Below are 14,095 nucleotides of genomic sequence, written 5' to 3' on the forward strand. Positions count from 1 at the left end.
CTCGCCTATTCCCGCCGCAGTCAGTCCAGGCCGTCGTGACGCCAGAGGCGTGCGCACGCGCCGAACTCGTCGGCGAGCTCGGTCAGTCGCAGGGCGCGCGTGGTGAGCACGCCCGGGCGGTCGTGGTGCACCGCGTCCGAGGCATCCGCGTCGTCGGCGAGGCTGGCGAACCCGGCCGAGGCCACCCGGCAGAACGCGGCCGCGCGATCGAGCGCTGCGGCGAAGTCGCCGGCGAACACGCCGCGCAGGATGGTGTCGGCCAGGTCGCGCACCTCGGCCGGTCCGGCCGGCGTCGGTGCTCCGGCGACGACCTGGTCGATCGTGCGCGAGACCTCGGTGCCGCGTTGGAACGCGAGGCTCACGCCCTCGGCGTCCTGCCGGATCATCGTGCGGAGGAGGTAGATGCGCCACAGCACACCCGGCAGGCTCTTCGGCGACGCCTGCGACCAGAGTTCCGCGATCGCGTCGATGCCGTGCTCATCGGTGTAGGTCACGAGCCGCGCGACGATCTCGGGGTCGGGATCGGCGCGAACCCGAGAGAGCACCGCCGCAGCGGTGTCGTGCGCGAGCCGGCTCACGTGCGCCGGATCCTCGGCGCCGAGGAACCCCTCGAACATGTTCGGGGGAAACCTCGTCGGGCGGTGGAAGTCTGCGGCCATCGCGGACACGATACCGTCCGCGCCTGCGCGCGGGGTGGGTGGGGCCCAGCCGCGGCCACGACGTGAATTCGGCGCACGCCCTGCAGGTACGCTGGATACCCGGGGCCTCTAGCTCAGTCGGTAGAGCAGCGGACTTTTAATCCGTAGGTCGTGGGTTCGAGCCCCACGGGGCCCACGACAGTCGTCGTCACGGCGCGAGGTCCGGCAACCCGAGGCCGAATTCGTGCCGCAGCGCGCTCGCGGCCGAGTGCCAGCCGGCCAGGCCGTGCACGCCGGGCCCGGGCGGAGTCGACGCCGACGCGAGGTAGACGCCCGCGATCGGCGTGCGCCACGGGTCCCGGGCGACGACGGGGCGGCGCACGAGCTGCGTGAGCGAGGTCGCGCCCGCCGCGATGTCGCCGTCGACGTGGTTCGGGTTCTCGGCGGCGAGGCGCGTCGCGGGGCGTGCGGCGGACGCGAGCACGAGGTCGCGGAATCCCGGGGCGAACCGCTCGATCTGACGCGTGACCGCCTCGGTGGGGTCGACCCCGGATCCCGCTGGAACGTGCGTGTACGCCCACAGGGCGTGGTGCCCGGCCGGCGCACGCGACCCGTCGAACGCCGACGGCTGCGACACCAGCACGTACGGTGACGACGGATGCCGCCCGCGCGCCACGTCGCGCTCGCCGGCGGCGATCTCCTCGCGCGGGCCGCCCAGGTGGAGCGTGCCCGCCCGCGCGAGGTCCGGGTGCGCCCACGGAACCGGCCCCGAGAGGGCGAAGTCGACCTTCGCGGCCGCGTCGCCGTGGCGGAAGCGCCGGAGCGCACGCCGGTATCCGCCCGGCAGCCGGTCGCCCGCGATCGCATCGAGCGCGCGCGGCGTCACGTCGAGCAGCACCGCGCGAGACGGCGGGAGGTCGCGGAGGTGCTCGACCGCGGCATCCGTCACGATCTCGCCGCCGTGCCGGACCAGGTCGTCGACGAGGGCCGCCGTGATCGCGCCGCTGCCGCCGATCGGGATCGGCCACCCGCGCGCGTGCGCGTGCGCGGCCAGCACGAGTCCCGCGCCGGCCGGGGCGACGCCCGGAAGCGGCCGGATCGCGTGCGCCGCGACGCCGGTCAGCAGTGCGGGCGCGACCTCGCCGCGGAAGCCGACGTTCCAGGCCGGGCCGCCCTGCGCGAGCGCGCGGAGCCCGAATCGGGCGGCGACGAGCGGATGCCGCGGCATCCGCACGAGCGAGGAAGCCGTGAACTCGGTCAGCGCCGCCTCGTGCGCCACGAGGGGTCCGAGCAGTCGCCGCCAGGCCCGTCCGTCGCGGCCGAGCCCGTCGACGGTCCGGTCGAGGTCGTGCCAGGCGATCCCGGCGCGACCGCCATCGAGCGGATGCGCGTAGGAGATCTCGGGCACGCGCAGGTCGATGCGATCCGCGAGCCCGAACGCGCGGAAGAACGGCGAGGCGAGCGCCATCGGGTGCACGGCCGAGCACACGTCGTGCCGGAACCCGGGGAGGGTCAGCGGCTCGGTGCGCGCGCCGCCGCCGGGCGTCGCCGCGGCCTCGTGCACCCGGACCGACAGCCCGGCCCGCGCGAGGGTCACCGCGGCCGCGAGCCCGTTCGGCCCCGACCCGACGACGATCGCGTCGACGTCACCAGTCCGGGTCACGCGCCCTCCCCGATCGGCGGCGCGTGCGCGCTCGCCGGCATCATGATGTCACGAGGACGGGCGTCGGCGCCCGCGTCGAACCGGACATCATTCGCCGGTGCGGCGGCTGGGCCAAGACGGGGACCGGGGCACCGCCGCGGGGCTCGAGGAGGTTCCCGAGCCTCGATGCCCTCGGTGCGGCGGCTCCTCCCCAGGTGTCCCCTTGCCGCACTGCGAGGTGCGGTTCACCGAGCGTACGTCCGCGAACCGGACACGGCAAGCCCCCGAGAACGGGGGCTTGCACCGATCAGCCGACGATGCGACGCAGCCCCGACATGAGCGCGAGCCGTTCGCCCGCATCGCGCCCGAGGGGGGTCGCGTTCAGCGTCGTCACGCCGGCGCGGGCGAACTCCTCGACCCGACCCGCGACCTCCGAGGGCGAACCGATGAGCGAGATCGCGCGCACGAGGTCGTCGGGTACGGCGGCGACCGCCTCCTCGCGCCGGCCGTCGAGGTAGAGGTCCTGGATGCGTTCGGCCTCGGCGGCGAACCCGTACCCGGCGATGAGGTCGTTGTAGAAGTTCTTCCCGCGCGCCCCCATCCCGCCCACGTAGAGCGCGAGGTTCGGCTTGACCGCCGCGAGCGCGGCCTCGACGAGCTCGGGCCGATCGGAGATCGCGAGCGCCGGGCTCGCGAACACGTCGAGCTCGCCCAGTTCGGGCGCTCGCCGCGCGCGGCCCGCGGCGAGCGCGACCCCCCACACCTGCTCTGCCCGCTCGGGGTGGAAGAACATCGGCAGCCAGCCCTCGGCGATCTCGGCCGTCTGCTCCACGGACTTCGGGCCGAGGGAGGCGATCGTGATCGGGATGCGCTCGCGGACCGGTTCGTTGATGAGCTTCAACGGCTTGCCGAGCCCGGTGCCCTGGTCGGCGGGCAGCGGGATCCGGTAGCGGCGTCCGTCGTGCACGAGACGTTCCCGTCTCCACACGGAGCGGCAGATGTCGACGATCTCGCGCGTGCGCTGCAGCGGCGCGTCGTAGGGCACGCCATGGAAGCCCTCGATGACCTGCGGCCCGGACGCGCCGATGCCGAGCTCGAACCGCCCGTCCGAGACGAAGTCGAGCCCTGCCGCGGTCATGGCGGTGAGCGAGGGCGTGCGCGTGTAGAGCTGCAGGATGCCGCTCATGAGCGTCATCGTCGTCGTGCGCGCCGCCAGGAACCCGAGCTGGCTGACGGCGTCGAACGTGTACACCTCGGGGACGACGACGAGGTCGACCCCCGCGCGTTCGAGGTCGACGACCTCGTCCGCGGCCTCGCGGAATCCTCCGGCGTAGCTCAGGAACATGCCGATGCGCATGCGGTCGCTCCTCGTCGTCGTGGGTGCTTTCGGGGGCCGCGCGCGGCCCCCGGTCGACCCTAGCCGACACGGGTCAGGTCTCGAAGACCACGATCGGTTCGGTCGTCGGCGCCTCGGAACCCCCGGCCGGTTCGACCGTGATGCCCACGAGGACGCCGGGCCTGAGGGCCCCGTCGAGCACGACGAACGCGGCTCCGTCCTCCGGGTCGAACGTTCCCGCCGAGACCGCGCCCGAGTCGTCGATGTACCAGAGCTCGTAGGTCGAGTCGGCGCCGACGGCCGGGAGGTCGCTCGTGCGCACGGCCGCTCGCGCGAGGTCCTCGGACCAGACGAGGGTGACGTCGCCGCCGTCGGCGGACGCCGCGGTCGTCTCGTTCGCATCGGATGCCGAGGCGATCGCCTGCACGTCGCGCTGCGCGCCCCACCCCGCGGGCCCGAACCAGTTCAGGCCGACGACGGCACCGGCGATGAGCACGAGCGACGCGGCGACCGCGGCGAGGATCGGCGCGGGGCGGCGGAACCAGGCGGCGTGGGCCGCCCGCTCTGCGGGCCCGGGCCCGGGCGCGGCAGGGGCCTCGGCCTGCGGCATCCGCTCACCCGATGCGCCGACCTGCTCGTCGCGCGCGATCGGCTCCGCCGAGACCTGCTCGACCTCGTCGAGGCGGCCCATGACGGAGGAGCGCAGCCCGGGCGACGGGTCGACGGGCTCGACGCTCGCCGCGAGCGCCGCCGCGGCCGCGCGATGGTCGCGGACGCGGGCTCGGAGCGCCGGGTCCTCGGCCAGGGCCGCCTCGACGACCGCGCGCTCGTCGTCGGACACCGCGTCGAGGGCGTACGCCGCGAGCAGGGCGTCGAGGTCGTCCGGCATCGCCGCTGCGTCCTCGGATCCGGTCATGTGCTCACCCCCATCGCCCGGCGCAGACGGATCATGCCGTCGCGCATCCTGGTCTTCACGGTCCCGAGCGGGACGTGCAGTCGATCGGCGATCTCGGTCTGGGTGAGCCCGCCGTAGTAGGCGAGCACCACGCACTCGCGCTGGGGTTCGCTGAGCTCTGCGAGCGCGTCCTTGGCCCGGGCGTGTTCGATCCGGACCTCGGCGGTCTCGGCGACGGTGTCGGCGGGCACCTCGAGGTCGCGGGCGCCGATGCGTGCGTCGCGGTCGCGCGCCGACTGCGAGGATCGCACCCGGTCGACCGCACGACGGTGGGCGAGGGTGAACATCCACGCGATCGCGGAGCCGCGATCTCGCTCGAAGCGCGGGGCGGTCCGCCAGATCTCGAGGTAGACCTCCTGGGCGACCTCCTCCGCCTGGCCGGCATCGATGACGACCCTTCGGATGAGCCCGAGCACGCGCGCGACGGTTCGGTCGTAGAGCGCGCCGAACGCGACCCGGTCGCCCGCGCCGGTCGCGACCAGCAGGTCGTCCAGGCCGGGGCCGGATGCCTCGGCCTCGCCGTGCACCTCCACCACGCGCTCAAGCATGGCAGACCGGCGCGCCGGCCCGGCGCTCGTACGCGCCGGAGCGGCGCGCCGGGTCTCGGCGCGCGGCGGCGATGCGATGCTCATGTCGGCTCCCGTCGTGCGTCGAGGGTGATTCGGCGCGGGAGGCCATTCGGATCGGTTCGGCCGATCACATCCCGCCGGGCGTCGCCTCGCCTCGGGCGATCGCGCGGCGGTGCTCGCGGATGCGGATGACGCGCTTGACGACGAACCATGCGACGGCCGCCACGACCGCGGCGATGACGACGTACTGCAGGATGTCGGCCCACGGCTCGACCAGGTGCCAGTTCTCGCCGAGCAGGTAGCCGGCCAGGACGAAGACGGTGTTCCAGATGATGCTGCCGGCCGTCGTGAGCGCGAGGAACCACGAGATGCGCATCCGGGTGATGCCTGCTGGGACCGAGATGAGGCTTCGGAAGATGGGGATCATGCGTCCGAAGAACACGGCCTTCCGACCGTGCTTGAGGAACCAGGCCTCGGTCCGGTCGGCGTCGGCGACGTCGACCAACGGGACGGCCTTGATGATCGCGCGCGTGCGCTCGCGGCCGAGCAGCGCACCGACGAGGTAGAGCGCGAGTGCGCCGACGACGGAGCCCGCGGTCGTCCACGCGAGCACCTCGGGCAGGGTGAACGACCCCCGGCTCGCCGTGAACCCGGCGAGCGGGAGGATGAGTTCGCTGGGGAGGGGCGGGAAGAGGTTCTCGAGCGCGATCGCGAGCCCGGCACCCGGGGCGCCGAGGGTCTCCATGAGGTCGACCGCCCACCCGGCGATGCCGGTGAGTTCGGGTTCGGCGGCGGTCCGGATGGCGATGCTCACCCGCTCGACCTTACGGGACGGCACCTGAGCGGCGGGTGGGACGAGCACCGGGGTCCGCGCCGGGCCCCTGGTCGCGCGGTCCGTGCGGTCCGTGCGGTCCGCGCGGTCCGCGCGGTCCGCGCGGTCCGTGCTCAGCATGCTCCGAGCCGGGTGCGGGAGGGTTGAGGTCCCGTCGGAATCGGAGCGGACCTCGGATGACCTGGAGCCTGCTGCTCGACATCGCCCTCGCGGTGGTGCTCATCGGCGCGCTCGTGCGCGGCTGGCGCAGCGGCCTGCTGCGCACCCTGGGCGGGCTCCTCGGCCTGGTCGCGGGCGGGATCGCCGCGTACTTCGCGATGCCGTGGGTCGTCTCGCTCATCCCCGTCTCGCAGTTGCGGGCCCCGCTCGCGATCGCCACGGCCGTCGCCCTGCTCATCGCGGGGGCGTCGATCGGGGGCGCCGTCGGGCGCGCCCTCGGCCGCGGAGCCGAAGCGGTCAAGCTCGGCATCCTCGACCGCATCCTCGGCGCCGTCGTCAACGCGATGGTCACCGCGTTCGTCGTCGCACTCGTCGCGGCCGGCGTCGGGTCCATGGGCGTGCCGGTCGTCTCACCCGCGGTGGCGGGTTCCTGGGTCGTGCGCAGCATCGACGGGGTCACGCCCTCGCCCGCGCGCACCCTCATGGCCGAACTCCGATCGGCGGCCGTCGGCGGCGCGATCCCGTGGCTGACCGACGTCCTCGGCGGCCCGACCGTCGCGCCGGAGCTGCCCGCGGGCGGCGTCGACGACCCGGAGGTGCGCGCGGCCGCGGCATCCGTGGTCAGGGTCACCGGGCTCGCGTTCGAGTGCGGCGGCAACCTCACCGGGACCGGGTTCGTCGTCGCGCCCGACCGGATCGTCACCAATGCGCACGTCGTCGCGGGCGTCGTCGAACCCATCGTCGAGGCGCCCGGACACGGCCCCGTGTCGGGCCGTGTCGTCGCGTTCGACCCCGATGTCGATCTCGCGGTGATCGCGGCCGACGGGCTGGACGTCGAGCCGCTCGCCGTCTCGGACGCGCCCGGCGCGGGCACCGACGTGGCCGTGGCGGGCTACCCGTTCGGCGGGCCGCTCGAACTCCGGCCAGCCGAGGTGATGGCGAACGGGCCGCTCACCATCTCGATCGACGGGGCGTCGAGCTCGCGCGACGTGGTCACGCTGGCGGCCGACATCGACCACGGCAACTCGGGCGGTCCCGTCCTCACGGGCGACGGCGAGGTCGGCGGCGTCGTGTTCGCGAAGTCGCAGACGGTGGACAACGTCGGATTCGCGGTGCCGGTCGGCACGCTCCGCCCGTTGGCGGAGGCCGCACCCACGCTCGGCGACGCGGTCGACTCGGGCAGGTGCTCGTTCTGATCGCTACTCGGCGGCGAACCCGGCGAAGCGGATGCCCCAGCTGACCTCCCACTGCTCGCCCGGGTCGAGCCAGCGCAGCCCCTTGCCCGAGTTGAACGCATCAGCGGGAGCGGTCATCGGCTCGACGGCGATCGCCGCGCTCTCGCCCGGGAACGCGGCGGTCGTGTACACCTGCACGTAGGCGAACTCGTCGTCGGCCCAGACGGAGACGGAGCGCCCGTCGGGTGCGGTGAGCGTGTGCTCGACGGTGCCGTCGACCGATTCGAGTTCGCCGAAGGCGTCGTCGAGCGAGAGGTCGCCGACCCGTCGGCCGTCGCGGAGGTCCCACTCGGTGCCGTCGACCGGCACCTCGCCGACGGGCAGCAGCCGATCGTCGACCTCGATGTGGCTCGCCGCGTCGAGGCGGAGCGTGAGCTCCTCGGTGGGGACGCCGCCGATCTTCAGGTACGGGTGGGTGCCGACCGCGACCGGGGCCGGATCGGCCCCGAGGTTCTCGAGGAAGTGGGTGACCTTCATCCCGTCGGACACGAGCTCGTAGCGCACGGCGGTGCGCACGAGGAACGGGTAGCCGAGCTGCGGGTGGATGGTCGCGGCGAGCGTGACCGAGTCGCGGTCGCGGTCGACGGGGGTGTACTCGGTGTAGCGCAGCAACCCGTGGATCGCGGTGTTCCTCGGCGGCTCGGTGATCGCGAGCTGGTGGGTCGTCTCGCCGTGGGTCCAGACGCCGTCGCGGATGCGGTTGGGCCAGGGCACGAGCACGATGCCGGCACCCGATGGCGGCGTGCGCTCCTCGCCGAACGGCGGCACCAGGTCGATGCCGTTGATGGTCAGCGTCCGCAGCCCTGCGGCGACGGCGGTGACGGTGGCGCGGACGTCGCCCGTGGAAGTGGTCGTCTCGAGTTCGAACTGCTCGCCCGTCGGGTGGGTCATGGAGACCACCCTACGACCGCCCGGCGTCGTGGGCGACGAGGACGTCGAGGCCGGCGTCGCGGAGTTCGTCGACGAGGACCGCGGGTGCCGCGGCATCCGTCACGAGCAGGTCGAACGCGTCGACGGGGGCGATGCGACCGAGGTGGACCTCTCCGAGCTTGGACGCGTCGGCGACGACGACCGAGCGCGCGGCGCGCGCGAGCATGAGCGACTTGACGCCGGCCTCGGGCAGGTTGGCGTTGGTCACGCCGTGCCGCGCATCGACACCGTTGCAGCCGATGACGGCGAGGTCGGCGTGCACCTCGTCGAGGACGGACCCGGCGAGGGGGTGCACGAGCGAGTGCTGGCGCGGTCGCAGTGTTCCGCCCGTGACGACCACGGTGAAGCGGGGGATCTCGGGCTCGAGCTCGAGCGCGAGCGAGAGCCCGTTGGTGAAGATCGTGACGTCGTCGAGGTCGTCGCGCGCCCGCAGCGCGCGGGCGACCTGGAGGGTCGTCGTGCCCACGTCGAGGATGATGCTCTGGCCGCTCCGGACGGTGGCCGCCACGCGTTCGCCGATGAGCTGCTTGGGGACGACGGATGCCGCGAGCGCCTCCTCGAAGCTCGGTTCCCGCTCCGGCCGGGAGCCGGCGGCGCCGGCGCCCGCGGGGACGGCGCCGCCGTGCACGCGCCGCACGAGCCCCGACCGCTCGAGCGCGTCGAGGTCGGCTCGCGCGGTCACCGGCGTCACTCCGAACGCCTCGCCCAGCTCGACCACGCGCACGAACCCGCGCTCGACCACGAGGTCGGCCGTGAGCGCGCGACGGTGCGTCGCGTCGCGCGCGGCGGGCGACGCCGCGGCGAGCGCGCGCTCGGCAGGGCTGTCGGGATGCGCGAGGACGGCGTCGGCGGATTCGGCGGGCATGCGGCCAGTCTCGCGCGCCGGCCCGGACTTTGCAATACGAAACCCGCTTGTTTCCGAAACGAAGATCGCGTAGCGTGTCGCCGTGCCCCAGACCGACCCCGGAATCCTCGACCCGCGCATCGCCGTTCGTCGCTCGACGCTCGCCGACGGGCGCGAGCTCATCTACTTCGACGACGCCGACTCGGCCCTCCCCGCCGACCGCGCGATCGACGAGCGGAGCCTCGACCCGCGGCCGGCCGTCGCCGAGATGCGGCAGGATCCGCTGACCGGCGACTGGGTTTCCATCGCGGCGGCACGGCAGAACCGCGCCTTCCTCCCGCCGGCCGATGCCGACCCGCTCTCACCGCAGACCGCCGCCAACCCGTCCGAGATCCCGAGCACCTACGACGTCGCGGTCTTCGAGAACCGCTCGCCGTCGTTCGGCCCGGCACTGCCGGAGTGGCCGGGCGGGGCGGATGCCGCGGCATCCGCCCTCGCCGGCGTCCGCGCCGTCGGCCTCGAGCGGCGCCTGCCCTCCCACGGGCGGTGCGAGGTCGTGTGCTTCAGCCCCGAGCACGAGGGCTCGTTCGGCACCCAGTCCGTCTCTCGCGCGCGAACCGTGATCGAGGCGTGGGCGCACCGCACCGCCGCACTGTCGGCCCTGCCCGGCGTCCAGCAGGTGTTCCCGTTCGAGAACCGCGGCCGCGAGATCGGCGTGACCCTCCCCCACCCGCACGGCCAGATCTACGCCTACCCGTACGTGACCCCCCGCACCGAGCGGCTGCTCGCCGCGATCGACGCGTACGGGCCGACGCTGCAGGCCGACCTGCTCGAACGCGAACGATCGGGTGAGCGCGTGCTCGTCGCGGGCGAGCACTGGACCGCCTACGTGCCGTTCGCCGCACGCTGGCCGATCGAGATCCACCTCGTCCCGAACCGGCACGTGCCCGACCTCGCGGCGACGAACGCCGAGGAGCGAGGCGAGTTGGCCCGCGTGTACCTGAGGCTGCTCCGCGGCGTCGACCGCCTCTACGACACGCCGACGCCGTACATCGCTGCCTGGCACCAGGCCCCGGTGCACGAGCGCCGCGACGAGGTCCGACTCGCGATGCAACTGACGAGCCCCCGGCGCGCGGCCGAACGACTCAAGTACCTCGCGGGCTCCGAGGCCGCCATGGGTGCGTGGATCGGCGACGTCCCGCCCGAGGCGCAGGCGACCGCCCTGCGCACCGCGATCGAAGGAGTCGACCTGTGACCGACACCGCAGCCTCCGCCGAGCACGGCTTCGCCGAGCAGTTCGGCCGTCGTCCGGCCGGCGTCTGGTCCGCCCCCGGGCGGGTGAACCTCATCGGCGAGCACACCGACTACAACGACGGCTTCGTGTTCCCGTTCGCGATCGACCGACGCACCGCCGTCGCCCTCGCAGACCGCGACGACCGTGTGGTCCGCGTCGCCTCGACGTTCTCGCCCGAGACCGTCGAGGTCCACCTCGACGGCCTCGTGCCCGATGCGGTGAGCGGCTGGGCCGCCTACCCGCTCGGCGTCGTCTGGGCGCTCGGCGAGTTCGGCGCCGACCTGCGGCACGTGCGCGGCGTCGACCTCCACATCGGGTCCGACGTGCCGATCGGCGCCGGGCTGTCCTCCTCGGCCGCGATCGAGTGCGCCGTCGCGCTGGCGCTCGACGAGCACTGGGGACTCGGCTTCGACCGGGCGACGCTGGCGAAGGTCGGCCGGCTGGCCGAGAACCGCGTCGTCGGCGCCCCGACGGGAATCATGGACCAGTCGGCGTCACTGCTCGGCGAGACCGACGCGGGCGTGTTCCTCGACTGCCGAAGCCTCGACGCCGACGTGATCCCGCTCGGGTTCGCCGAGGCCGGCCTGTCCCTGCTCGTCATCGACACGCGCGTCAGCCACGCGCACGCGACCGGCGGCTACGCCGCCCGGCGAGCGTCGTGCGAGGCCGGGGCACGGGCGCTCGAGGTCGAATCGCTGCGCGAGGTGCGGGTCGACGACCTCGACCGGGCCCGCGACCTGCTCGACGACGAGACGTTCCGGCGCGTGCGGCACGTCGTCACCGAGAACCAGCGGGTGCTCGACACCGTCCGCACGCTGCGCGAACACGGCCCCGGCGCGATCGGTCCCCTCCTGGACGCCTCGCACGCGTCGATGCGCGACGACTTCGAGATCTCGGTGCCCGAACTCGACCTGGCCGTCGAGACCGCCCAGGCGCACGGCGCCATCGGCGCCCGCATGACGGGTGGCGGGTTCGGCGGTTCCGCGATCGCGCTCGTGATCGACGACCTCGTCCCGGTGATCACGCGAGCGGTCCGCGAGGCGTTCGCCGACCACGGCCACCGCGAGCCGGCGATCTTCCCCGTGCACGCCGCCCAGGGCGCCCGGCGCGACGCCTGACCGATCGCTCGCGCCCGGGGTCGGTCGCCGTGCCCGGGGCAGCCCAGGAACGACGGACTGCGCTCACGCGCCCCCGGTCGCGCCCGCCCCGGGTTCCACGGCGGTCGGCGTCCCGCCCGTGATCCGCACCAGTTCGGTGAACGTCGTCGGGAAGACGGTCCTGGCATGCCCTGCGGCGGCCCAGACCTCGTCGAAGCCCGCGAGGTCGACGTCGACGAACGTGCGCACCGGCGCAGGATGCCCGACGGGTGCGACCCCGCCGATCACCTGACCGGTGGCGGCCCTCACGGTCTCCTTCGACGCACGGCCGATGGTGCCGCCGAGCCGTGCACCGAGCCAGTCCGTGTCGACCCGGTGCGCACCCGACGTGAGCACGAGCACCGGTTCGTCGTCGAGGGTGAACACGAGCGAGTTGGCGATCTGGCCGACCTCGACGCCGAGGGCGTCGGCGGCCAGCTGCGCGGTCGTGACGGCATCGTCGAACCACACGATCCCGGGCTCGACGCCCTGCGCGACGAGGGCCGCGGCGACGCGATCGACGGCGGCGTGCGATCGAGCGCCAGTGGATGCGGGGGCGTGGTCGGAACTCATGGCTTCGATCCTAGGAGCGGATGCCGGGACGGAGCCCCTGCCGTTCACCGTCGTACCGTATCGTGCGATCGTGACTGCAACGCCCTCCCCGCACGGCCGTCTCACGCGGCGCCTCGGCGTGCGCGACGCGGTCGCGATCGGCCTGGCCGCGATGATCGGCGCCGGCGTGTTCGCCGTGTGGGCTCCCGCGGCGGGCGCCGCGGGCGACTGGCTCCTCGCCGGGCTCGCGATCGCCGCCGTCATCGCGTTCGCGAACGCCGGGTCGACCGCGCAGCTCGCCGTCAGGTATCCCGAGTCCGGCGGCGCCTACCGGTACGGCCGCGAGCGTCTCGGCGCCTGGCCCGGGTTCCTCGCGGGGTGGGGATTCGTGATCGGCAAGACCGCGAGCTGCGCGGCGATGGCGCTCACGGCCGCCGCCTACCTCGTTCCGGGGACCTGGCAGAAGCCCGTCGCGATCATCGCGGTGGTCGTGCTCGTCGCGGTGAACCTGCTCGGCGTGACGCGGACCGCGGGGGTCGCCTCGATCATCGTGAGCGCCGTGGTCGCCGTCCTCGTCGTGGTGGTCGCGGCCGGCGTCGCGGTGATCGCGGCGGACGGGTGGGGCGGCGCGGCATCCGTCGACGGCCTGACCGCCGCCGACGGCCCGGTTCCTCCGGTCGCCGGTGCCTACGGGGTGCTCCAGGCTGCGGCGCTGCTGTTCTTCGCGTTCGCCGGCTACGCCCGCATCGCGACGCTCGGCGAGGAGGTCCGCGACCCTGCCCGCACGATCCCCCGCGCGATCGGCATCGCGTTCGCCGTCGTGGTGACGGTGTACGCGGCGGTCGGCGCCGCCGCGCTGGGCGCGCTCGGGGCGAACGGGCTCGTCGAGTCATCCGCCCCGCTCGTCGACGTCGTCGCCGCCGCCGGCTGGGTGCAGGCCGAGCCGGTCGTCCGGGTGGCTGCCGGGGTGGCCGCGCTCGGCTCGCTGCTCGCCCTCATCGCGGGCATCGGCCGCACCGGGCTGGCGATGGCGCGCGACGGCGAACTGCCCCGTCGGCTCACCGCCGTGCATCCCCGTTTCGGCGTGCCGCACGTGGCCGAGATCGCGACGGGCATCGCCGTCGTCGTGCTGGTGCTCGCCGCCGACCTGCGCGGCGCGATCGGCTTCTCGTCGTTCGGGGTCCTGCTGTACTACCTCGTCGCGAACGCGTCGGCGCTGACCCAGCCCGCGACGGAACGGATCGTGCCCCGCTGGCTGTCCTGGCTCGGCGCGATCGGCTGCGTGGTCCTCGTCGTCACGCTCCCGCCCCTGTCGATCGCGGCCGGCGTCGCCGTCTTCGTCGTGGGCGCCGCGGTTCGCGGCATCCGCCTGGCACGCGCGACGCGCGCAGGGGACGACACGCGCGACGCGGCATAGGCTTGCCGCATGAGCGCCGATCCGTCCGCCCGCATCCTCACGATCGCCGGGACCCCGGCGCCCGAGCTCGACCCGACCGCGTTCGTCGCCCTCGGCGCGGTCGTGGTGGGCGAGGTCCGACTGGCCGCGGGTTCCAGCGTCTGGTACAACGCGGTGCTGCGCGCCGAAGCCGAGCCGATCTCGCTCGGCGAGGGCTCGAACCTGCAGGACGGCGTCGTCTGCCACGTCGACGCGGGGTTCCCGGTGACGGTGGGGGCCGGCGTGTCCGTCGGCCATCGGGCGGTGCTGCACGGCTGCACGGTCGAAGACGACTGCCTGATCGGAATGGGCGCGACGATCCTCAACGGCGCGGTCATCGGTCGCGGCTCGCTGGTCGCGGCGGGAGCGGTCGTGCTCGAGGGCACGATCGTGCCGCCGGGTTCGCTCGTCGCCGGTGTGCCGGCGAAGGTGCGTCGCGAGCTCTCGGCCGACGAGCAGGCCGGCATCCGCCGCAACGCGCAGGCCTACCTGGCGCACGTCGAACGCCACACCGCGCCCGTGGACTGACGTGCGGCCC

At 74.1% G+C, this 14,095-nt stretch carries 14 protein-coding genes and 1 tRNA gene; 6 read left to right on the plus strand and 9 right to left on the minus strand.

The features are described from left to right. Window positions 1-20 precede the first annotated feature (20 nt). Window positions 21-659 (minus strand): DNA-directed RNA polymerase subunit beta, encoded by a 639-nt coding sequence (locus tag DSM26151_RS11070; protein ID WP_234659601.1) that lies wholly within the window; start codon window positions 657-659, stop codon window positions 21-23. Between the two features lie 102 nt (window positions 660-761). Here DSM26151_RS11070 and DSM26151_RS11075 point away from each other — a divergent pair. Then, window positions 762-834 (plus strand) — tRNA-Lys (locus DSM26151_RS11075). 12 nt (window positions 835-846) lie between these two features. Here the strand turns inward: DSM26151_RS11075 and DSM26151_RS11080 are convergent. The 5 genes from DSM26151_RS11080 to DSM26151_RS11100 form a co-directional block, all read right to left on the minus strand. Then, the gene (locus tag DSM26151_RS11080) at window positions 847-2,301 is read right to left on the minus strand and encodes a phytoene desaturase family protein (protein ID WP_234659602.1); all 1,455 of its coding nucleotides are present in this window, start codon (window positions 2,299-2,301) and stop codon (window positions 847-849) included. A 286-nt stretch (window positions 2,302-2,587) separates the two neighbouring features. After that, complete coding sequence (locus DSM26151_RS11085; protein ID WP_234659603.1) at window positions 2,588-3,637, minus strand: LLM class F420-dependent oxidoreductase; 1,050 nt, start codon at window positions 3,635-3,637, stop codon at window positions 2,588-2,590. 73 nt (window positions 3,638-3,710) lie between these two features. Further along, window positions 3,711-4,532, minus strand: coding sequence for an anti-sigma factor (locus DSM26151_RS11090; protein ID WP_234659604.1), 822 nt, complete (start codon window positions 4,530-4,532; stop codon window positions 3,711-3,713). Then, complete coding sequence (gene sigK / locus DSM26151_RS11095; RefSeq protein ID WP_407651041.1) at window positions 4,529-5,119, minus strand: ECF RNA polymerase sigma factor SigK; 591 nt, start codon at window positions 5,117-5,119, stop codon at window positions 4,529-4,531. Before sigK ends, DSM26151_RS11090 begins: the two co-directional genes overlap by 4 nt. A gap of 148 nt (window positions 5,120-5,267) precedes the next feature. Further along, complete coding sequence (locus tag DSM26151_RS11100; RefSeq protein ID WP_407650960.1) at window positions 5,268-5,954, minus strand: DedA family protein; 687 nt, start codon at window positions 5,952-5,954, stop codon at window positions 5,268-5,270. 194 nt (window positions 5,955-6,148) lie between these two features. Here DSM26151_RS11100 and DSM26151_RS11105 point away from each other — a divergent pair, with 194 nt between their 5' ends. Beyond that, window positions 6,149-7,327 (plus strand): MarP family serine protease, encoded by a 1,179-nt coding sequence (locus tag DSM26151_RS11105; RefSeq protein WP_234659606.1) that lies wholly within the window; start codon window positions 6,149-6,151, stop codon window positions 7,325-7,327. A 3-nt stretch (window positions 7,328-7,330) separates the two neighbouring features. Here DSM26151_RS11105 and DSM26151_RS11110 read toward each other — a convergent pair whose 3' ends face one another. Together DSM26151_RS11110 and DSM26151_RS11115 are read right to left on the minus strand one after the other, a co-directional pair. Beyond that, complete coding sequence (locus DSM26151_RS11110) at window positions 7,331-8,257, minus strand: aldose 1-epimerase family protein (RefSeq protein WP_234659607.1); 927 nt, start codon at window positions 8,255-8,257, stop codon at window positions 7,331-7,333. A 10-nt stretch (window positions 8,258-8,267) separates the two neighbouring features. After that, complete coding sequence (locus DSM26151_RS11115; protein ID WP_234659608.1) at window positions 8,268-9,161, minus strand: DeoR/GlpR family DNA-binding transcription regulator; 894 nt, start codon at window positions 9,159-9,161, stop codon at window positions 8,268-8,270. 82 nt (window positions 9,162-9,243) lie between these two features. On the opposite strand from DSM26151_RS11115, the gene galT reads away from it, so the two are divergent. Both galT and galK read left to right on the plus strand, forming a co-directional pair. Beyond that, a complete protein-coding gene (galT, locus tag DSM26151_RS11120; protein WP_234659609.1) occupies window positions 9,244-10,395 on the plus strand; it encodes a galactose-1-phosphate uridylyltransferase in 1,152 nt (383 codons plus the stop codon). Then, window positions 10,392-11,552 (plus strand): galactokinase, encoded by a 1,161-nt coding sequence (galK, locus tag DSM26151_RS11125; RefSeq protein ID WP_234659610.1) that lies wholly within the window; start codon window positions 10,392-10,394, stop codon window positions 11,550-11,552. Before galT ends, galK begins: the two co-directional genes overlap by 4 nt. Window positions 11,553-11,615: 63 nt before the next feature. Here the strand turns inward: galK and DSM26151_RS11130 are convergent, their stop codons facing one another. Next, on the minus strand, window positions 11,616-12,143 hold the full coding sequence (locus tag DSM26151_RS11130) for a YbaK/EbsC family protein (RefSeq protein WP_234659611.1): 528 nt from the start codon (window positions 12,141-12,143) through the stop codon (window positions 11,616-11,618). Window positions 12,144-12,213: 70 nt separating this feature from the next. On the opposite strand from DSM26151_RS11130, the gene DSM26151_RS11135 reads away from it, so the two are divergent. Both DSM26151_RS11135 and DSM26151_RS11140 read left to right on the plus strand, forming a co-directional pair. After that, window positions 12,214-13,539, plus strand: coding sequence for an APC family permease (locus DSM26151_RS11135; RefSeq protein WP_234659612.1), 1,326 nt, complete (start codon window positions 12,214-12,216; stop codon window positions 13,537-13,539). Window positions 13,540-13,548: 9 nt separating this feature from the next. Further along, window positions 13,549-14,085, plus strand: a complete 537-nt coding sequence (locus DSM26151_RS11140; protein WP_234659613.1) for a gamma carbonic anhydrase family protein — start codon at window positions 13,549-13,551, stop codon at window positions 14,083-14,085. Window positions 14,086-14,095: the final 10 nt, after the last annotated feature.

The sequence above is a fragment of the Agromyces marinus genome, assembly GCF_021442325.1.
GTDB classification, from domain to species: domain Bacteria; phylum Actinomycetota; class Actinomycetes; order Actinomycetales; family Microbacteriaceae; genus Agromyces; species Agromyces marinus.